At 73.5% G+C, this 19,851-nt stretch carries 13 protein-coding genes and 1 pseudogene; 5 read left to right on the top strand and 9 right to left on the bottom strand.

Annotated elements, in window-relative coordinates:
- Positions 1-53: 53 nt before the first annotated feature.
- From M4D82_RS20395 to M4D82_RS20380, 4 genes and pseudogenes are all read right to left on the bottom strand, one after another.
- Positions 54-1,631 (bottom strand): serine/threonine-protein kinase, encoded by a 1,578-nt coding sequence (locus M4D82_RS20395; protein ID WP_249767404.1) that lies wholly within the window; start codon positions 1,629-1,631, stop codon positions 54-56.
- A gap of 114 nt (positions 1,632-1,745) precedes the next feature.
- Positions 1,746-4,206, bottom strand: a pseudogene (locus M4D82_RS20390) (serine/threonine kinase C-terminal domain-containing protein).
- Positions 4,207-4,295: 89 nt separating this feature from the next.
- Entirely contained in the window at positions 4,296-6,098 is a 1,803-nt protein-coding gene (locus M4D82_RS20385; RefSeq protein ID WP_249767402.1) for a serine/threonine-protein kinase, read from the bottom strand.
- 635 nt (positions 6,099-6,733) lie between these two features.
- On the bottom strand, positions 6,734-8,440 hold the full coding sequence (locus tag M4D82_RS20380; protein ID WP_249767401.1) for a glycerol-3-phosphate dehydrogenase/oxidase: 1,707 nt from the start codon (positions 8,438-8,440) through the stop codon (positions 6,734-6,736).
- Positions 8,441-8,707: 267 nt separating this feature from the next.
- Here M4D82_RS20380 and M4D82_RS20375 point away from each other — a divergent pair, with 267 nt between their 5' ends.
- The 4 genes from M4D82_RS20375 to M4D82_RS20360 all read left to right on the top strand — a co-directional run bounded on the left by M4D82_RS20375 (position 8,708) and on the right by M4D82_RS20360 (position 13,483).
- Positions 8,708-9,937, top strand: a complete 1,230-nt coding sequence (locus tag M4D82_RS20375; protein ID WP_249767400.1) for a nucleotide sugar dehydrogenase — start codon at positions 8,708-8,710, stop codon at positions 9,935-9,937.
- Positions 9,938-10,130: 193 nt separating this feature from the next.
- Positions 10,131-10,598, top strand: a complete 468-nt coding sequence (locus M4D82_RS20370; RefSeq protein WP_249767399.1) for a hypothetical protein — start codon at positions 10,131-10,133, stop codon at positions 10,596-10,598.
- Positions 10,599-10,721: 123 nt separating this feature from the next.
- A complete protein-coding gene (locus tag M4D82_RS20365) occupies positions 10,722-11,690 on the top strand; it encodes a hypothetical protein (protein ID WP_249767398.1) in 969 nt (322 codons plus the stop codon).
- An 11-nt stretch (positions 11,691-11,701) separates the two neighbouring features.
- Positions 11,702-13,483, top strand: a complete 1,782-nt coding sequence (locus M4D82_RS20360; protein ID WP_249767397.1) for a M16 family metallopeptidase — start codon at positions 11,702-11,704, stop codon at positions 13,481-13,483.
- Between the two features lie 112 nt (positions 13,484-13,595).
- Here M4D82_RS20360 and M4D82_RS20355 read toward each other — a convergent pair whose 3' ends face one another.
- The 4 genes from M4D82_RS20355 to M4D82_RS20340 form a co-directional block, all read right to left on the bottom strand.
- On the bottom strand, positions 13,596-14,720 hold the full coding sequence (locus M4D82_RS20355; RefSeq protein ID WP_249767396.1) for a GuaB3 family IMP dehydrogenase-related protein: 1,125 nt from the start codon (positions 14,718-14,720) through the stop codon (positions 13,596-13,598).
- A gap of 133 nt (positions 14,721-14,853) precedes the next feature.
- Positions 14,854-16,353 (bottom strand): IMP dehydrogenase, encoded by a 1,500-nt coding sequence (gene guaB, locus M4D82_RS20350; protein WP_249767395.1) that lies wholly within the window; start codon positions 16,351-16,353, stop codon positions 14,854-14,856.
- Between the two features lie 187 nt (positions 16,354-16,540).
- Positions 16,541-17,170 (bottom strand): sigma-70 family RNA polymerase sigma factor, encoded by a 630-nt coding sequence (locus tag M4D82_RS20345; protein ID WP_249767394.1) that lies wholly within the window; start codon positions 17,168-17,170, stop codon positions 16,541-16,543.
- A gap of 330 nt (positions 17,171-17,500) precedes the next feature.
- The gene (locus tag M4D82_RS20340) at positions 17,501-18,112 is read right to left on the bottom strand and encodes a response regulator transcription factor (protein ID WP_003948568.1); all 612 of its coding nucleotides are present in this window, start codon (positions 18,110-18,112) and stop codon (positions 17,501-17,503) included.
- Positions 18,113-18,491: 379 nt separating this feature from the next.
- Between M4D82_RS20340 and M4D82_RS20335 the strand changes: the two genes are divergently transcribed.
- On the top strand, positions 18,492-18,818 hold the full coding sequence (locus tag M4D82_RS20335) for a WhiB family transcriptional regulator (protein ID WP_249767393.1): 327 nt from the start codon (positions 18,492-18,494) through the stop codon (positions 18,816-18,818).
- Between the two features lie 82 nt (positions 18,819-18,900).
- Here the strand turns inward: M4D82_RS20335 and M4D82_RS20330 are convergent, their stop codons facing one another.
- A complete protein-coding gene (locus tag M4D82_RS20330; protein WP_249767392.1) occupies positions 18,901-19,812 on the bottom strand; it encodes a LysR family transcriptional regulator in 912 nt (303 codons plus the stop codon).
- Positions 19,813-19,851 lie beyond the last annotated feature (39 nt).

Raw genomic sequence — 19,851 nt, 5'->3', positions numbered from 1 at the left:
GCTGGCACGATGACGGAATCGGTCCGGTGCGGGAAAAGGCGGCCCCGAAGGGCTCACGGCTTCTTGGCGGGCGGCTCCCAGCCGCTGAGCACGATGTCGAACTGCTGGCGGGTCGTGTTCCAGGTGTCGGCGGGGCCCGCCATGTAGATCGCGTACTCGGTGTCGTTCGGGGCGATGTACATCTGCTCGATGGCCCGGCGCGGCCCGGCGTGCGCGTTCTTCTCGGTCCAGGTGAAGTCCCAGAGCGCGGCCCGGGTGCTGTCCCGGAAGGTGTTCTGGTTCAGCCGCTGCTTCTTGTAGTCCGTCCGCTTCGCCACCTGCTTCTCCAGGTCGAGCAGGTGCGCGTACGGGTTCTCGTAGTCCGGGGTGGAGTCGGCGGCGATCCGGATGAAGTGCTTCCCGTTGTCCGGGGTGTAGTCGATCTGGTTGCCGTCCATCTGGCGCGTCCAGCCCTCCGGGACGAAGAGGGTGAAGCCGGCGGGGTCGGTGACCTTCTTCCAGCCCGCGGGCGGGCCGGCCACCGCCTGCGGCTTGGCGTCGGCCCCGCCGCCGTCTCCCTTGTCGTCCAGGTACGTGAGCACCCCGAACACCCCGCCGCCGCCCAGCAGCGCCGCCACGAACGCGACGACGGCGGCCCGCCTGAACCGGCCCGGCGGGCGCCCCGCCGCGCCCGCCGACGCCCCCGCGAGGGCGGCCGTCGGGGCCGGCGTCGGCTCGGACCCGGGGGCCTCGGCCTGGGCGGGGGCCATCTCCTCGGCGCTGACCGCGCGCGTCGGCACGTACGCCTGCGCCGCCTTCGGTTCGCGACCCTCCATCGCCTCGATCAGCATCCGCTCGGCCTCGCCGGCCGAGGGGCGCTCGGCCGGGTCCTTGCGCAGCAGCGCGGTGATGACCGGGCCGAGGGCGCCGGCCTGGCGCGGGACGGGCGGCTCGTCGTTGACGACGGCCTGGAGGCTGGAGATGGGCGACGTACGCCGGAACGGCGAGCGCGCCTCGACGGCCGTGTAGAGGGTGGCGCCGAGCGACCACAGGTCCGAGGACGGGTCGGGGGCGCCGCCGGTGACCCGTTCCGGGGCCAGGTAGTCGATGGAACCGACGAGTTCGCCGGTGCGGGTGATCGAGGAGTCGCCCTCGATCGCGGCGATCCCGAAGTCCGTGAGCAGGACCCGGCCGTCCTTGGCGAGCAGCACGTTGCCCGGCTTCACGTCCCGGTGCAGGACGCCGACCTTGTGCGCGGCGCGCAGCGCGCCGAGGACGTGCAGCCCGATCCGGGCCGCCTCGCGCGGCTCGATCCGGCCGGCGGCCTTGGCGGCCTCTGCGAGGGAGGGGCCGTCGATGTACTCCATGACGATCCACGGCCGGTCGTCGTGCTCCAGCACGTCGTGGACGGTGACCACCGCGGGATGCTGGATGCGGGCCGCGGCCCGCGCCTCCTTCTGGGTGCGGGCGTGCAGGACCTCTCGGTCGGCCTGGGCGACGTAAAGGCCCGCCGTCAGTTCCTTGACCGCGACCGTCCGGTGCAGCAGCTCGTCATGCGCGCGCCACACCTTGCCCATGCCGCCGCTGCCGATGGGCTCGATGAGCCGGTACCGGCCCGCGAGCACCGCGCCCGCGCCTGTCTGCTGTTCCACGATTTCCCGCCGCTCTGTGCACTCCGGGCCAGATTACGGAGCCCGCGGCCGAAGCCGGAACCACGCGGGGCCGGTAGGACGTCACTGTGACGCAATCGCCGTATTGACTGCCCGTCAGCCTCCGGACTTGTAACTCGCCGTGGCCTTTTCGAAGACGTCGGTGACCTTGTCCGTCTCGTCCTTCGGTCCGGTCACCATGACGACGTGATAGCTGCCCCCGAGGGCCACGACGAAGTTGCGGGCCAGCACGCTGCGGCCCGTCGAGTCGATCCACGTGTACCGGCCGGTGACGCGCAACTGCCCGCCGACCGTGGTGGTCTTGACGTCGCCCGATTCGGCCCAGGTGGAATTGCGCCACGGGGACAGCTCGGGCTCCTTGTCCTGCTGGTAGCCCTTCGGGTCCGGATTGCCCTCCACCCGGTCCCGGCCGGGCACCACGATCAGGGTGAACGCCCCCTGCGTGTAGCGCACCTGACCCGCCTCGTTGATGCCCCGGCGGTCCCAGCCCTTGGGGACGGCGATGGTGAAGTGCTCCGGGTCCCGCTCCAGGGTGTAGCCCTCGGGGGCGGGGCCGGGCTCCGTCTGCGGGGCCGGCTTGGACTGCGGGCTGCCCGACGGGGGCGGGGCCCCGGCGCCCGTCGAGGGCTTCGCGGGGGCGGGCACGGCCGGGCTCTCGGCGGCCGTCGGCTGCTTGGCCCCGTCGCGGGAGGCGTCGGAGCGCGGCATGAACACCATCGCGTACGCCACCGCCGCCGCGAGCATCGCGAGGATCCCGACCAGCAGGGTCCGGCCCAGGGCGAGGGGCCGGCGCGGGGCGGCCGGGTTGCGGTGGCGGCCGTGCAGATCGCCGCGCCGGCGTACGACGGGCAACCGGCCGGGGTCGGGCTCCGGCATCGGGAGCAGCGCGAAGTCGCCGTCGGGTTCGGGGGCGGAGCGGACCAGGGACCGCAGCCAGCCCCGCAGCTCCTCGAAGTCGGGGCGCTCGGTGGGGTCCTGGCGCAGCAGGGACTCCACGACGGGGCGCAGCGGGCCGCACTCCTCGGCGAACGCGGGGGGCTCGGCGCAGACCATCTCGACCAGTTCCGCCACGCTGTCCTCGGGGTACGGGGCGTGACCCTGGACGGAGCGGTACAGCAGGGCGCCGAGGGCCCAGAGGTCGGTGGCGGGGCCGACGGGCGCGGCGAGCTGCCAGTGGCCGTGGACGGGCCCGGCCTGTTCGGGGGCCCACCGCTCGGTGACGGGGCCGACGACGGCCATCCGGGTCTGCCGGGCCCGCTCGGCGTCGAGGCCCGTACGGGGACCCGTACCGCCGCCGGGGGCCGCGCCCCAGCCGTCGGCGGGCGCGGGGCGCGGCGGGGCGGACGGGGCCGGGGCGCGGGCGCGGGGCGGGCGGGGAGCGGGGCCGGGGGCGCGGCGGGGGCTTCGGCCTGGCGGTAGCCCTGCGGGAGGGCGAGCTGCGCGGGCAGGGCCGGGCGGGGCGGCTCGGGGGCGGGCTGGGGCTCGGGGGCGGGCTCGGGCTCGGAGGCGGGCTCGGTTTCCGGCGCCGGAGGAAAGGGTTCCGCTTCGGCGGCGCGGCGGGGGCGGCTCCGTGCCAGGGCGTGCCGGTGTCGGCGCCCGGTCCCCGTACGGGTAGGCGTACTCCTGCGGCAGGTTGGCCCCGGTCGGCGGCGGTACGGGCACCACCACCGGCCCGCGCCGCCCGCGCTCCCGGGCCACCTCGGCCTCGGCGGCCCGGGTGCCGGCGCGGTACGCGGCGACGGTCCCGGCGCGGGCGGCGGCCTCGCGGGTGGCCCGGTCCGGCGCGGGGAGCTCCGGGCGGCGGCTGCGGGGCGGGGGGCGCGGCGGCGGGCGGGGCCGGTTCCGGGAGGGTGACGTGGTCCGAGTAGCGCGGCCCGGTGTCGTAGCCCGGGGCGACGAGCGGCGCGTAGAGCGGCGTGGTGGGCCCGGCGGGCGGCGGCGAGGGGTTCCAGCCGGCGTCGAGGTCCCGCGTCGGCTCCTGCGGCGGCACCGGGTCGTATCCGCACAGGGCCTCCTCGGCGGCTCCCGCCGCCAGCCCCGTCAGGACGACCCTGCCGTCCTCGCATATCAACACGGTGCGCACGGTGATGTTCCGGTGCGTCCAGCCGTGGGCGTGCAGCACCCGCAGGGCGGTCAGCACGTCCGACGCCACCTCCGCCGCCCGGTAGGGGCTCAGCGGTTCCTCGGCGATGAGCGCGGCCAGCGGCAGGGCGGGGACGAGTTCGCTCACGATCCACAGCGAGTCGCCCTCGGCGAACACGTCGAAGACCTGGTCGAGACGCGGGTGGTCGGGGATGGAGGCGGCGGCCTGCGCGGCCGCGATCGCCCGCCGCACGGCAGGCAGTTCCCCGCCGGGGCGCACCCGCGACGCCGCGCCGGCGTGCGGACCGTCGAGCAGCTCCGCGTCCACCACCTCGGGCAACGGCACCTGGCGCACGAGGACTTCCTGCCCGCTGCGCGTGTCGAAGGCCCGGGTCTCCGTCGGCTCGTGGTCGTCCAACGGAGGTAAGGGCAGGCGGTAGCGGTCGGCCAGGATCCGGCCGGCGTAGTCCTCCACATCGCCTCCCCCGAGTGCGGCGGGCCCCCATGGTCCCGCTGACACGATACGTCGCCCGGGGCTCGCGCGCCCCGGCCTTGAGAGGACCGTCAGCCCAAGGACTGGAAGGTCTCGAAAGCGGTGGCGCGCAGCTGCGTGCACTCGGGGCCGTCCCACTGGTCGGCGGCGCAGCTGATCATGATGGCGTAGCCGTGCTTCGCGTCCGTCTTGAAGCCGCGGTCGAGCACCCGGACCTTGATGCCCTGCTGCTCCCGCTCGAACTCCCAGTCGGCGACGGTCGGATAGCCGCGGTACTCGACGGTGTCGAGGCGTATGAGCCGGTAGCCCTTGCTGCTGCCGGCCACGCTCGGGGCGAGTTGGGCCCAGGCGGCGCGGGCGTCGTCGCCGGGGGTGGCGGTGAAGTCGACCTGGACGCGCGGGAAGCCGCCGTCGCGGCTGTAGATCGCGCCCGAGTTCACGCCGGCGGTGTCCGTCTGGCGAAAGCCCTCGGGCATCGCCATGGAGAACCGGTAGCGGACGTCCGTCACCGTCGTGAACCCGGCGGGGAGGCCTCCGGGACCACCCGGGCTGGCGCCCTGGCCTTGGCCCTGCCCCGCGTCGGCGGCGGAACCGGCCGGACTCGGGCTCGTGTTCCCGCTCGCGCTCGGGCTCTGGCCCGCGGGGGTCGGGGTGCCGCTCGCCGTACCCGGCGAGTTGCCCGGGGCGGGCTTCGCGCCGGGCGAGGGGCTGCCGGAGGCGACCGCGCCCTTGCCCTTGCCCTCGTCCTTGCGGCCGTCCTTGTCGTCGTCGCCGTTCACCAGGTACACGATCAGCGAGCCGACCACCGCGAGGACGACGACCACCGCGGCTATCGCGAGGACGATGGTGCGGCGTTCCATCACGTCGGTGAGCGGGGCCTTGGGCGTGGCCGGTCGGGCCGGCGGGGCCTCGGCGGCGGACGCCGCGGCGGCGGCGGCCGCCTTGCGGGTGGCCTTCAGCGCGGCGCGGGCGCGATCGCGCTGTTCGCGCTCGCGCCGCTCGCGTTCCTTCTTCGCCGCCTTCTCGGCGGCCTTCTCCGCCTCGACCTCGGCCTTGGTGAAGGAGATGGCGCGGGTCTCCTCGACCGCCGGGACGGGCGGGGCGACCGGCTCCGGGTCGGGGGCGTTGAGGACGGCCGTCAGCATCGTGCGGGCGCGGTCCTCGTCGAGCCGCCGGGCCGGGTCCTTGACCAGCAGCCCGTAGATGACGTCGGTGAGGAGGGGACCGGCGTTTCGCGGCGGGTCCACGGCCTCGGTCATCACCGCGGTGAGGGTGGCGAGGGCGGAGCCCTTGTCGTACGGGGGCACGCCCTCGACGGCGGCGTACAGCAGCCCGCCGAGGGACCACATGTCGGCCGGCGGGCCGGGCTTCTGGCCGCGGGCGCGCTCGGGCGAGATGTACGACGGGGCGCCGACGAGCATGCCGGTGGAGGTGATGGAGGGGTCGCCCTCGACCTGGGCGATGCCGAAGTCGGTGAGGACGACGCGGCCGCTGCCGGCGATGAGCACGTTGGACGGTTTCACGTCGCGGTGCAGGATCCCCTGGCGGTGGGCGGCACGCAGCACGTCGAGCACGGCGAGGCCGACCTCGGCGGCGCGGCGCGGGGTCAGCGGGCCGTTCTCGCGGATGAACTCGGCGAGGGAGGAGCCCTCGATGAGCTCCATGACGATCCACGGCCGGGCGTCCTCGTCGACGACGTCGAAGACGGTGACGGCGCCTTCGCTGCGGATGCGGGCGATGGCCTTGGCCTCGCGGAGGGTGCGGGTGATGAGGCGGCGCTTCTCGTCCTCGTCGACGCCGGTGCCGAAGCGGAGTTCCTTGACGGCGACCGTGCGGCCGAGCACCTCGTCCTCGGCCCGCCAGACGGTCCCCATACCGCCCTTCCCCAACACACCCCCCAACCGGTACCGCCCGGCCAACAGCCGCCCTTCATCGCGCCCCCCACCGACCCCGTCGGCCTCGGCGGCCTCGGCGGCCTCGGCGGCCTCGGCGGCCTCGGCGGCCTCGGCGGCGGCCGGTCGCCCGTCGGACGGCGAACCGGCCGACGGGGACGCCGGCTTCGCCGCCTCGGCGGATTCCGCTTCGCGGCGGGCGGGGGCTTCGCGGCGTCGGCCGCGGCCGGCTTCGCGTCCTGCGGTTCGTCAACGGAAGCGGAAGCCGACTCGGCGGCAGGCGTGTCGTCAGGGGGCGGCGGCTGGGCGGCCCTTGGTTTGGGGAGGGGCGCGGCCTCGGCCTTCGGCCCTGCGGCGGCGGTGCGTTCCGCGTCCGGCGCCCCGGCCGGGGCGGCGGCTTCGGCGCCGCCCTCCGGCTTGGTCGTGGGCGCCCCGGCAGGGGACTCCGTGTGCTCCGGCTTCGACATGCGTCCCCTCTGCGATCGTGCAGCCTGCCCCGGCTGCCCCGGCAGCCGCCGGGGGGCACGGTAACCCACCCCGGCAGAAACCTCATTGTTGCTCACTCCGCATCCGACGGGAGCCCCGGGTCCGCCGGTTCCTCCCGCCACATCGCGGACTTACAACGGAACGATGTCGGGCGCCCCGAGTCGCGCCGCGTCCGCCGTCTGGTCGTCGGGCTGGCGCTGCGACTCCCGTTCGGCCTGCACCCGCTTCTCGTAGTGCTCGATCTCCTTCTCGATCTGCTGCTCGTCCCACCCCAGCACCGGCGCCATCAACTCCGCGCATTCCCGCGCCGACCGCGTCCCCCGGTCGAAGGTCTCGATGGAGATCCGGGTCCGCCGCGTCAGCACGTCGTCGAGGTGGCGGGCCCCCTCGTGGGAGGCGGCGTAGACGACCTCGGCCCGCAGGTAGTCGTCCGCCCCGGTCAACGGTTCGCCGAGGGCAGGGTCGGCGGCCATGAGGTCGAGCAGTTCCTCCGTCAGCGAGCCGTACCGGTTCAGGAGGTGCTCGACGCGCACCACGTGCAGTCCCGTCCGCGCCGCGATCCGGGCGCGGCCGTTCCACAGCGCCCGGTACCCCTCCGCGCCGACCAGCGGCACGTCCTCCGTCACGCACCGCGCGACCCGCTGGTCCAGCCCGTGCACCGCCTCGTCGACGGCGTCCTTCGCCATGACCCGGTACGTGGTGTACTTGCCGCCCGCCACCACCACCAGCCCCGGCACCGGGTGGGCCACGGTGTGCTCGCGCGAGAGCTTGCTCGTCGCGTCCGACTCCCCGGCCAGCAGCGGCCGCAGGCCCGCGTAGACGCCCTGGACGTCGTCGCGCGTCAGGGGGACGGCCAGCACCGAGTTGACGTGCTCCAGCAGGTAGTCGATGTCGGCGCTGGAGGCCGCCGGGTGCGCCTTGTCGAGGTCCCAGTCGGTGTCCGTCGTCCCGACGATCCAGTGCCGGCCCCACGGGATGACGAACAGCACCGACTTCTCGGTGCGCAGGATCAGCCCGGTGTTGGAGTGGATCCGGTCCTTGGGCACGACCAGATGGATGCCCTTCGACGCCCGTACGTGGAACTGCCCGCGCTCCCCGATGAGCGCCTGCGTGTCGTCCGTCCACACCCCGGTCGCGTTGACGACCTGCTTCGCGCGGATCTCGTACTCGCCGCCGCCCTCCACGTCCCGCACCCGCGCCCCGACCACCCGTTCGCCCTCGCGCAGGAAGCCCGTCACCCTCGCCCGGTTGGCACAATCCGCCCCGTACGCGGCGGCCGTGCGCACCAGGGTGGTGACGTAGCGGGCGTCGTCCATCTGGGCGTCGTAGTACTGGAGGGCGCCGACCAGCGCGTCCTTGCGCAGGGCGGGGGCGATGCGCAGGGCCTTGCCGCGCGAGAGGTGGCGGTGCGTGGGCAGGCCGCGCCCGTGTCCGCTGGAGAACGACATGGCGTCGTACAGGGCCACGCCCGAGCCCGCGTAGAAACGCTCCCAGCCCTTGTGCCGGAGCGGGTAGAGGAAGGGCACCGGCTTCACCAGGTGCGGGGCGAGGCGCTCCAGCAGCAGTCCGCGCTCTTTGAGGGCCTCCCGTACGAGGGCGAAGTCGAGCATCTCCAGGTAGCGCAGGCCGCCGTGGATGAGCTTGCTGGAGCGGCTGGAGGTGCCGGAGGCCCAGTCGCGCGCCTCCACGAGCCCCGTCGACAGGCCTCTGGTCACCGCGTCGAGCGCGGTGCCCGCGCCGACCACGCCGGCGCCCACCACCAACACGTCGAGTTCCCGCTCGGCCATCCGGGCGAGTGCCTCGGCGCGCTGTGCCGGTCCCAGTGTCGCTGTCCTCACGGCTGCCTCCCGTTGGTGCGGGCCCGCGCCCGCTCGGTGCGGGTGATCCCGCTCACATCGCCCGTTTCATGATTCTGACCGGCCGCACCGACATCAGCCACCGCCTGTGGACAACACAAAGGCAGCCACCGACTCACAATGCGACATATCTGTCATATATACGCCTAGTCTGACATTGCGCCAGCTCCTGCCGAGCTCCGGACTCCCGGTCGACGGCAATCGCGCGCACCGCCCCCTCATGTCAGGGAAGGGAAGGGACGGCCCCCCATGCCCGCAGATCTCGCCGTCATCGGACTCGGCCACCTCGGCCTCCCCCTCGCCCAGGCGGCCGTAGCCGCCGGAATCGAGACCGTCGGCTACGACAGCGGCCCCGCCACGGACAGCAGTCTCACCGCCGCCGAGATCCGCCGCATGTCGGCGGCCGGCTTCCGGGTGACCACCAACCCCGCCGAACTCGGCCGGGTCCGCACCGCCGTCATCTGCGCCCCCACCCACCTCGGCGCCGACCGGGCGCTCGACCTCGGGGCCGTCGGCGCGGCGGGGCGCACCCTCGCCGCCCGCCTGCGCCCCCACACCACCGTCATCCTCGAATCCGCGGTCCACCCGGGCGTCACCGAGGACTACCTCCGCCCCGTCCTCGAAGAAGGCTCCGGCCTGCGGGCCGGCCGCGACTTCCACCTGGCCTACTCCCCCAGCCGCCTCGACCCCGGCAACCGCACCCACGGCATCACCAACACCCCCAAGGTGATCGGCGGCCTCACCCCCGCCTGCACCGAGTCCGCGCACGCCTTCTACGCCCGCCTCACCGAGAAGGTCGTCCGCGCCCGGGGCCTGCGCGAGGCCGAGACCGTGCAACTGCTGGAGACCAACTACCGGCACGTCAACATCGCCCTCATGAACGAGATGGCGGTCCTGTGCCACGACCTCGGCGTCGACCTCTGGGACGTCATCCGCTGCGCCGAGACCAAGCCGTACGGCTTCCAGGCCTTCCGCCCCGGCCCCGGCGTCGGCGGCCATGGCGTCCCCCTCGACCCCAACTACCTCCCCCACACCACCCGCACCCCCGGCCACCCCCTGCGCATGGTCGGCCTGGCGCAGGAGATCAACAACCGGATGCCGCAGTACGTCATCCAGCGGTCGGCCACCCTGCTGAACGAGCACGGCAAGTCCGCGCGCGGCGCCCGGGTCCTGCTGCTCGGGGTCACCTACAAGCCCGACCTCGCCGACCAGGAGGGCTCCCCGGCCCGCGAGATCGCCAGCCGCCTCCTCGACCTCGGCGCCCTGATCAGCTACCACGACCCGTACATCACGGGCTGGCGGGTGCGCGACCAGCCCGTCCCGCGCGCCGATTCGCTCTACGAGGCCGCCGCCAACGCCGACCTGACGATCCTGCTCCAGCACCACCGCACGTACGACCTCCAGGGCCTCGCGGTGAAGGCGCAGCTGCTGCTCGACACCCGGGGCGCCAGCCCCGCCGGCGCGGCCCACCGCCTCTGACGCCACCCCCGTCCCGGGAACCCCCCGGGTCACGGCCGGATAGCGGTCAGGTCACGTCCTGCACCGGTCCGTTCATCCGCGCGAAATCCACCCGTCGGATGTCGGTAGGGCCTGTTAGCCTGCGGCGTCACTTATCCCGCACTTATGCCTGACCGACATGCGTGCGTCCGAATCCCTGGGGGGGATTTCCCACATGAGCCAGAACTTCCAGCCGCCCGCGCCCGCCTCCTACACCGAGGCCCCGGCCCCGGCTCCGGCCCGTGGCAACGTCGGCCTCGGCATCGTGGCGGCCGTCGTCGCCGCGCTCGTCGCCATCGGCGTCTACGGCGCGATCATCAAGGGCACCGAGCGCGAGATCGGCTACGCGGCCGTCGGCGTCGGCGCCCTCATCGGCTTCGCGGCGGGCAAGGTCGGCGGCCGCAACGCCGTCCTGCCGGTCCTCGGCGCCCTGCTGTCGGTCGTCGCCGTCCTCGCGGGCCAGATGTTCGGCCTCGCCCTGATCGCCGCCGACGCGCTGGACGTCAGCGCCGTCGACATCCTCCTGGAGGACACCTCCGCCCTCATCGAGGCCTGGAAGACCGACGCGAACCCGCTGACGTACCTCTTCCTCGCCATCGGCGGCTACGCGGCCTTCCAGGTCTCCCGCAAGATCGCCGACTGACCCGCCCCTTCGCACCACCTTTCGCACCACCCCTACGCACCACCCGCGCGGACGAGCCCGCGCGGATCGCATCGCCAGCCGAAAGCCCTGGTCAGGGGCCGATCCCGGTCATATGATCCGCGCGTGTCCGCATCCACCCCGCCGCTCGGCCGGCCCCTCGTCGACCCCACCGAGCACTTCCCGGCCCTGGCCGCCCTCCGCGCCGCCGTCCTGCGCAAGGACGGGGACGCCGTGATCGCCGCCTTCGCATCGCTCCCCGACGAGGACGACCGTGCCCTCGCCTGCTGGGCCGTCGCCGAAACCCCCGACGCAGAAACGTTCCTTCAGGACCTCGCGTCCCGACGCCCCGACGACCCGCTGCCGAACGTCCTGCTCGCCAACCACCTCATCCTGCGCGGCTGGGAGATCCGGAGCGACGCCCGCGCCGAGCACGTGACGCGCGAACAGTTCGACGCCTTCCACGCCCACCTCAGGCGCGCCGAGATCCTGCTCATCGACGTCTGCGCCGCCCACCCCCGCGACGCCCTCGCCTGGTACCTGCGCCTGATCAGCGCGCGCGGACTCGAACTGGGCCAGAGCGAGGCCCGCCGCCGCCACGACCGGCTCGCCGAGCACCACCCCCACCACTTCAACGCCCAGAGCCAACTCCTCCAGCAGCTGTGCCCCAAGTGGGGCGGCACCTGGGAGGAGGCCCACGGCTACGCCCGCGACCGCGCGGCGGCCGCCCCCGAAGGCGCCCCGAACGGCGCCCTCGTCGCGGTCGCCCAGATGGAGCGCTACCTCGACATCGCCCAGGACCGGACGAAGAAGGCCGCCGAGGAGTACCTGCGCGAGCCCGCCACCCGGGCCGAACTCCTCGCCGCCTCCGCCCGCTCCGTACTCCACCCGGCCGCCCGCGCCGACGCGTACCAGATGGTCGCCGCGCACAACGCCTTCGCCGCCGCCCACAGCCTCGCCGGCCGCCCCGCCGACGCCGCCCCGCACTTCCGGGCGCTCGGCGACCGGGCCACCGAGTTCCCCTGGAGCTACGTCAGCGCCGACCACGCGGGCGCGTTCGCCCGCCACCGCAAGACCGCACTGGCCCAGGGCTGAAGAGGACCCCCATGAGCACCGACACCCCGCCCGCGACCACCACCGGCGCGACCGAAGCCGGCACCGGCACCGGCACCGGCACCGAAACCGACGGCATCATCCACACCACCGTCGGCGGCATCCGCACCGTCCTCGCCCGCCGCTCCACCCCCGGCCCCGTCACCGCCGGACTGCTCTTCCGCGTCGGTCGCGCCGACGAGACCCTCGCCACCAGCGGCATCACCCACCTCGTCGAGCACCTCGCCCTGCACCGGCACGGCCTCGGCGATCTGCACTACAACGGCGCCACGGCCGCCGTGTACACCCACTTCCACGTCACCGGCACCCCCGCCGACGTGGTCGAGTACCTCAACGGCGTGTGCGCCGCCCTGCGCGACCTGCCGCTGGACCGGCTGGAGACCGAGAAGGAGATCCTGCGCACCGAGGCCGCCGGCCGCGGCCACGGCCCCGCGCACGGCATGCCCCTGTGGCGCTACGGCTCCCGCGGCTACGGCCTGACCAGCTACCCCGAGGCCGGCCTGCACCGGCTCACCGCCGCGAACGTCCGCGACTGGGCGGCGAACCGTTTCACCACCGAGAACGCCGTCCTGTGGATCACCGCCGACACCGTCCCCGACGGCCTCGACCTCACCCTCCCCACCGGCACCTGGCACCCCACCCCCACGCCCACCTCCGCCCTGCCCACCACCCCCGCCTCCTTCGTGGGCGAGGACGGCGTCGTCGTCCTGACCGCCGTCATCCCCCGCTCGACCGCGGGCACCCTCTTCACCGACCTCCTCGGCAAGGAGCTCTTCCGCGCGCTGCGCCAAAAGGGCGGCTACTCCTACACCGCCGCCGCCGAGTACGAGCCCCGCGACAGCGACTTCGCGACCGTCACCGCCTACGCCGACGCCCTGCCCCGCCGGCAGGACGCCATGGTCGGCGCCTTCGTCGACGTCCTCGCCGCCCTGCGCGCCGGCACCATCGAGCAGGCCGACCTGGACGCCGTACGGGCCACCGCGCTCGCCCGCTTCGACACCTCGGAGCCCGCCCTCGCCCGGCTCCCCGGCGAAGCCATGAACCTGCTGCTGCGCCACCCCTCGCAGACCGACGCCGAGGCCCGCGCCGCCATCGAGGCCGTCACCGTCGCCGACCTGCGCCGGGTCGCCCGCGACGTATGGGCCGACGCCCTGATGCAGGTCCCCGGCCGGAACCTGGACTGGGCCGGCCTCGCCGCCGCCCCCACCGGCTCCGCGGACATCGTCACCGGCCGGCGCTACACGGCCGTGGCCGACCGCGCCACGGCGCTCCTCGTCGCGGCCGACGGCGTCAGCCTGACCGGGCCCGACGCGCAGATCACCATCCGCTACGCCGAGTGCTCCCTGATGTACGTCTTCCCCGACGGCGCCCGCCACCTGATCGGCCACGACGGCCTCACCCTGGCCGTCGAACCGACCCTCCACGGCATCACCGCCGCCGAGCTGGCCCCGCTGGACGCCGGCGTCCCGCCCGCCGCGGTGGTCACCATGCCGCCCCGCGACCCGTCCCGCATCCCCCAGCCCACCGCCGCGGCGGCGGCGCCGACCGCGCCTGCGAAGCGCAGCGCCGCCCTCACGGCCTGGATCTGGTTCCTGGGCACCCTCACCGTGCTGGTGGGCGGCTTCACCGCCCTGGCCGTGCTCGCCGAGTTCGACCCCGAACTGAGTCCGCAGGGCCCGGACTGGGCGGCGCTCGCCATCATGGGGACCCTGACGGGCTGCGCCGCCTCCATGTGGGCGTGGAAGCTGCGCAAGCGCCGGCGCGGCGAAGGCTGATCGGCGGGAGGCTGACCGGCGGAAGGCTGATCGGCACTTCCCGGCACGCCGAAGGGCCCGGCCCCCCTCGCGAGGGGGGCCGGGCCCTTCATCCGTTCACGTGCGAACGCGATCAGCGGCTGTGCTGCGAGTCCGCGATCGTGATCTCGACCCGCTGGAACTCCTTGAGCTCGCTGTAGCCGGTGGTGGCCATCGAGCGGCGCAGCGCGCCGAAGAAGTTCATCGAACCGTCCGGGGTGTGCGACGGGCCGGTGAGGATCTCCTCGGTGGTGCCGACCGTACCGAGGTCGACCTTCTTGCCGCGCGGCACGTCCTCGTGGACGGCCTCCATGCCCCAGTGGTTGCCCTTGCCGGGCGCGTCGGTGGCGCGGGCCAGCGGGGAGCCCATCATCACGGCGTCGGCGCCGCAGGCGACGGCCTTCGGGATGTCGCCGGACCAGCCCACGCCGCCGTCGGCGATGACGTGCACGTAACGGCCGCCGGACTCGTCCATGTAGTCGCGGCGGGCCGCGGCCACGTCCGCGACGGCCGTGGCCATCGGGACCTGGATGCCGAGCACGTTGCGCGTGGTGTGCGCCGCGCCGCCGCCGAAGCCGACGAGGACACCGGCCGCGCCGGTGCGCATCAGGTGCAGGGCCGCCGTGTAGGTGGCGCAGCCGCCGACGATGACGGGGACGTCGAGCTCGTAGATGAACTGCTTGAGGTTCAGCGGTTCGGCGGCGCCGGAGACGTGCTCCGCCGACACGGTGGTGCCGCGGATGACGAAGATGTCCACGCCCGCCTCGACGACGGCCTTGGAGAACTCGGCGGTGCGCTGCGGGGAGAGCGCGGCGGCGGTGACGACGCCGGAGTCGCGCACCTCCTTGATCCGCTGCCGGATCAGGTCCGCCTGGATCGGCGCGGAGTAGATCTCCTGGAGGCGGCGGGTCGCGCTCGCCTCGTCCAGCTCCGCGATCTCGTCGAGGAGCGGCTGCGGGTCCTCGTAGCGGGTCCACAGGCCTTCGAGGTTCAGCACGCCGAGGCCGCCGAGCTCGCCGATGCGGATCGCGGTCTGCGGGGAGACCACGGAGTCCATGGGGGCGGCCAGGAAGGGGAGCTCGAAGCGGTACGCGTCGATCTGCCAGGCGATCGAGACCTCCTTCGGGTCCCGCGTACGCCGGCTGGGGACGATGGCGATGTCGTCGAAGGCGTACGCCCGGCGGCCGCGCTTGCCGCGCCCGATCTCGATCTCAGTCACGTGTGGTGGCCTTTCCTCAGGGTCTGCCCGTCCAGTATCCCCGAACGCCGGGCGCCCGCGTCCCCGTGACCGCCGTACGGACACGCCGAAGGGGCGGACCCTGCCGGGTCCGCCCCTTCGGCGCTCACACCGTTCAGCCCTTACGGGAGTAGTTCGGCGCCTCGACCGTCATCTGGATGTCGTGCGGGTGGCTCTCCTTGAGGCCCGCCGAGGTGATGCGCACGAAGCGGCCGCGCTCCTGGAGCTCGGGAACCGTCCGGCCGCCGACGTAGAACATCGACTGGCGCAGGCCGCCGACCAGCTGGTGGACGACCGCGGAGAGGGGGCCGCGGTAGGGGACCTGGCCCTCGATGCCCTCGGGGATGAGCTTGTCGTCGCCGCCCACGCCCTCCTGGAAGTAGCGGTCCTTGGAGAACGACTTGCGGTCGCCGCGGGACTGCATCGCGCCGAGCGAGCCCATGCCGCGGTAGGACTTGAACTGCTTGCCGTTGATGAAGAGCAGCTCGCCCGGGGACTCCTCGCAGCCCGCGAGCAGCGAGCCGAGCATCACCGTGTCGGCGCCGGCGACCAGGGCCTTCGCGATGTCGCCGGAGTACTGCAGGCCGCCGTCGCCGATGACCGGGACGCCCGCGGCCTTGGCGGCCAGCGAGGCCTCGTAGATCGCGGTGACCTGCGGGACGCCGATGCCGGCGACGACGCGGGTGGTGCAGATGGAGCCGGGGCCGACGCCGACCTTGATGCCGTCGCAGCCGGCGTCGATGAGGGCCTGGGCGCCGTCGCGGGTGGCGACGTTGCCGCCGATGACGTCCACGCCGGAGTTCGACTTGATCTTGGCGACCATGTCGCCGACCAGACGGGAGTGACCGTGGGCGGTGTCGACGACGATGAAGTCCGCGCCCGCCTCGATCAGCGCCTGGGCGCGCTCGTACGCGTCACCGGCGACGCCGACGGCCGCGCCGACCAGCAGCCGGCCGTCCTTGTCCTTGGCGGCGTTCGGGTACTTCTCGGCCTTGACGAAGTCCTTGACCGTGATGAGGCCCTTGAGGATGCCCGCGTCGTCGACCAGCGGAAGCTTCTCGATCTTGTGGCGGCGCAGCAGCTCCATGGCGTCGACACCGGAGATGCCGACCTTGCCCGTGACCAGCGGCATCGGGGTCATGACCTCGCGCACCTGGCGGCTGCGGTCCGACTCGAAGGCCATGTCGCGGTTGGTGACGATGCCGAGCAGCTTGCCCGCCGGGTCGGTGACCGGGACGCCGGAGATGCGGAACTTCGCGCACAGCTCGTCGGCCTCGCCCAGCGTCGCGTCCGGGTGCACCGTGATCGGGTCGGTGACCATGCCGGACTCGGAGCGCTTGACCAGGTCGACCTGGTTGGCCTGGTCGACGATGGAGAGGTTGCGGTGCAGGACGCCGACGCCGCCCTGACGGGCCATCGCGATGGCCATGCGGGCCTCGGTGACCTTGTCCATGGCGGCCGACAGCAGCGGCACGTTCACGCGGACGTTGCGCGAGATGAGGGAAGAGGTGTCGATCGCGTCCGGAGCCATGTCCGACGCGCCCGGCAGCAGCAGGACGTCGTCGTAGGTCAGTCCGAGCGTGGCGAATTTGTCGGGCACTCCGTCGGCAGTCATGACACCTTCCCAATGGTCTTGCTCAGCGCGGATGTCCATGCTAACGGGATCCCGACGCGTCTCATTCCACGACCAAGGTCAACCGGAAGTTTCGTCACTTCCTACGAGGATCCGGCCTCACTGCGACCCTTCGGGTGCGCCGGCCATTCGGGTGCGCGGCCATGCGGGTGCGCGGCCATTCGGGTGCCTACTGCTCGGCGAGCGCCCGCAGCCGGCTCAGCGCCCGGTGCTGCGCGACCCGCACCGCGCCCGGCGACATGCCGAGCATCTGCCCGGTCTCCTCGGCGGTCAGCCCGACGGCGACCCGCAGCACCAGCAGCTCGCGCTGGTTCTCCGGGAGGTTCGCCAGCAGCTGCTTGGCCCAGGCGGCGTCACTGCTCAGCAGCGCCCGCTCCTCGGGGCCGAGCGAGTCGTCGGGCCGCTCCGGCATCTCGTCGGACGGGACGGCCGTGCTCCCCGGGTGCCGCATGGCGGCCCGCTGGAGGTCGGCGACCTTGTGCGCGGCGATGGCGAAGACGAACGCCTCGAAGGGGCGCCCGGTGTCGCGGTAGCGGGGCAGCGCCATCAGAACGGCGACGCACACCTCCTGCGCCAGGTCCTCGACGAAGTGACGAGCGTCACCCGGGAGGCGGGACAGGCGGGTGCGGCAGTAGCGGATGGCGAGGGGGTGCACGAAGGCCAGGAGGTCGTGCGTGGCCTGCTCGTCGCCGTCCACGGCGCGGCGTACGAGCGCGCTGACGGCACCGGCACTGCCGCCCTTGGCGGCGCCGGTCGGGCCTGTGGCCGCGGGGGACCCCAGGGGCTCGTCGTCGCGCATCAATCCATGGTGCCTTGGCGCCGGAGGATTCGCGGCACCGGTGTCCGTGTTGTGCGTCGAAGCGTTATGAGCGGGTGCGCCGGAGCTCGTCATGTGCGCCCTCCCCTCCGCTCGGCCCGAATCGTCGTCCCCGGGGATTCGACCCCGGGACCCGACCTCTCCAAGAATGCGGCACACCTCAAGGATGCGGCATCGCGCCCGAAGCGACACGTCCCCCGGATTGCGCCCCGCCAATCCCCGGCCGCACACCGGGTGCGGCGGGGTGGTGCGCCGCCCCGCCCGCCGATGGCGGACGGGAGCGCTCGGGGCGATCGGCCCGCGGGCCCGCCGTCAGCGGACGAGCCCCCAGCGGAAGCCGAGCGCCACGGCGTGCGCCCGGTCCGAGGCGCCGAGCTTCTTGAACAGCCTGCGGGCGTGGGTCTTGACCGTGTCCTCGGAGAGGAAGAGCTCGCGCCCGATCTCCGCGTTGGACCGGCCGTGGCTCATGCCCTCCAGCACCTGGATCTCGCGGGCGGTGAGCGTGGGGGCCGCGCCCATCTCCGCCGAGCGCAGCCGGCGCGGGGCCAGCCTCCAGGTCGGGTCGGCGAGGGCCTGGGTGACCGTGGCCCGCAGTTCGGCGCGCGAGGCGTCCTTGTGCAGGTAGCCGCGGGCACCCGCGGCGACCGCGAGGGCCACGCCGTCCAGGTCCTCGGCGACCGTCAGCATGATGATGCGGGCGCCCGGGTCGGCGGAGAGGAGGCGGCGCACCGTCTCGACACCGCCGAGGCCGGGCATCCGTACATCCATCAGAATCAGGTCGGAGCGGTCGGCACCCCAGCGGCGGAGGACTTCCTCGCCGTTGGCAGCCGTCGTCACACGCTCGACGCCGGGCACGGTGGCAACCGCGCGACGGAGCGCCTCTCGGGCAAGCGGGGAGTCGTCGCAGACGAGGACGGAAGTCATGACCGCCCTCCGCAGCTGCTGATGCGCGTCACCTTGAGCCTCCAGGCTGGTACGTATCGTCACCTGTGCGGTCGATGCCCTCGGACACCTGTCCGGGAACTTCTTGGTTCAACCGCCTTCGCACTCTCAACGATGGTCACTCGAAAGAGTTACGGGTCGGACGGACACCTTCAGCACCCTACGTGAGGAAGCGATCACGACACGGGAGGCGCAGCTCATCTGTCCTCCATCTGGAGCTATGCCCTATTTGGCGGCTTTCCTTCCGTTTGGCACATGTCTGACGCTAGATTCCCAATGAGTCATATTTACATCTACTCCGACAGTAGGTGTGGAGGCTTGGACCGTATCCGTCTCAGTACCGGCACCAAGAGGACTAGCTATGGCAGATTTCTCCCGCCTCCCCGGACCGAACGCCGACCTCTGGGACTGGCAGCTGCTGGCCGCCTGCCGAGGAGTCGACAGCTCCCTGTTCTTCCACCCGGAAGGCGAGCGGGGCGCGGCCAGGAGCGCGCGTGAGGCCTCGGCTAAAGAGGTCTGCATGAGATGCCCGGTGCGCTCGGAATGCGCCGCGCACGCCCTCGCCGTCCGCGAGCCCTACGGGGTCTGGGGCGGACTGACCGAGGACGAACGCGAGGAACTGATGGGCCGCGCCCGCCACCGCCTGATCCCCGCCGCCGGCACGATCACCCGCATCGCGCCGCACTGACCGACGACGCCGATCAGCAGAAGGAACGTTTCTCCACCAGGGCCCCACGGCCGTGCCCCGCGGGGTGGCACGGGCCGGGAGGTCACCGCGCGGCGGCCCGCACCAGCTCGCCCAGGGTCGCCGCCACGGCCGGTACGCGCGCCAGGTCGGGCAGGGTCAGCGCCACGATCTCCCGCTCCACGACCGGCTCCACCGCCAGGGCGCTGACGCCCTTGGCCCGTACGGACTCCACCGCCAACTCCGGCAGCACCGCGACCCCCAGCCCGGCCCCGACCAGCCCGACCACGGCCGGGTAGTCGTCGGTGGCGAAGTCGATCCGCGGCGTGAAGCCGACCCCCTCGCACACCTCCACCAGATGACGGCGACAGCGCGGACAGCCCGCGATCCAGGGCTCGTCGGCCAGTTCGGCCATGCCCACCCGCTCCGCCCCCGCCAGCCGGTGCCCCTCGGGCACCAGCCCGACGAGCCGATCGGTCAGCAGCGGGGTCACGACCAGGTCCTCCCACTCGGCGGCGGCGCCGCCGGGCCCGGCGGCGTCCCCGGCGTAGCGGAAGGCCAGCGCGAGGTCGCAGTCGCCCTCGCGCAGCATCTCCACCGACCTCGGCGGTTCGGCTTCGACCAACGAGATACGGGTACCCGGGTGCTCGGCGCGCATCGCCGCGAGGGCGGTGGGCACGAGGGTGGAGCTGCCGCTCGGGAAGGAGACCAGGCGGACGCGGCCCGCGCGCAGCCCGGCGATGGCCGCGACCTCCTCCTCGGCGGCGGTCAGCCCGGCCAGGATCCCGGCGGCGTGCCGCACGAGGGCCTCGCCGGCCTGGGTCAGCCGCATCTCGCGGCCGGTACGGATGAGCAGCGGCGTGCCGGCGGACTGTTCCAGTGCCTTCATCTGCTGGGAGACGGCGGGCTGGGTGCAGCCGAGTTCGCGGGCCGCGGCGGAGAAGGATCCGGTCCCGGCGACGGCGCGCAGAACCCGGAGATGACGTGCCTCGATCACCCTTCGAGCATAAGCCCGGCTTTGACCGGACAACGAATC

This window comes from Streptomyces sp. RerS4, from assembly GCF_023515955.1.
Taxonomy (GTDB): Bacteria; Actinomycetota; Actinomycetes; order Streptomycetales; family Streptomycetaceae; genus Streptomyces.
The sequence above is the reverse complement of the archived record's forward strand: the minus strand, read 5'-3'. Positions and strand labels throughout refer to the sequence as shown.

Bases quoted from the DNA above. Each gene is read 5' to 3' on its own strand.
- M4D82_RS20385 (WP_249767402.1), bottom strand. From the start codon at position 6,098: ATGGGGACCGTCTGGCGGGCCGAGGACGAGGTGCTCGGCCGCACGGTC.
- M4D82_RS20375 (WP_249767400.1), top strand. From the start codon at position 8,708: ATGCCCGCAGATCTCGCCGTCATCGGACTCGGCCACCTCGGCCTCCCC.
- M4D82_RS20370 (WP_249767399.1), top strand. From the start codon at position 10,131: ATGAGCCAGAACTTCCAGCCGCCCGCGCCCGCCTCCTACACCGAGGCC.
- M4D82_RS20360 (WP_249767397.1), top strand. From the start codon at position 11,702: ATGAGCACCGACACCCCGCCCGCGACCACCACCGGCGCGACCGAAGCC.
- guaB (WP_249767395.1), bottom strand. From the start codon at position 16,353: ATGACTGCCGACGGAGTGCCCGACAAATTCGCCACGCTCGGACTGACC.
- M4D82_RS20345 (WP_249767394.1), bottom strand. From the start codon at position 17,170: ATGCGCGACGACGAGCCCCTGGGGTCCCCCGCGGCCACAGGCCCGACC.
- M4D82_RS20340 (WP_003948568.1), bottom strand. From the start codon at position 18,112: ATGACTTCCGTCCTCGTCTGCGACGACTCCCCGCTTGCCCGAGAGGCG.
- M4D82_RS20335 (WP_249767393.1), top strand. From the start codon at position 18,492: ATGGCAGATTTCTCCCGCCTCCCCGGACCGAACGCCGACCTCTGGGAC.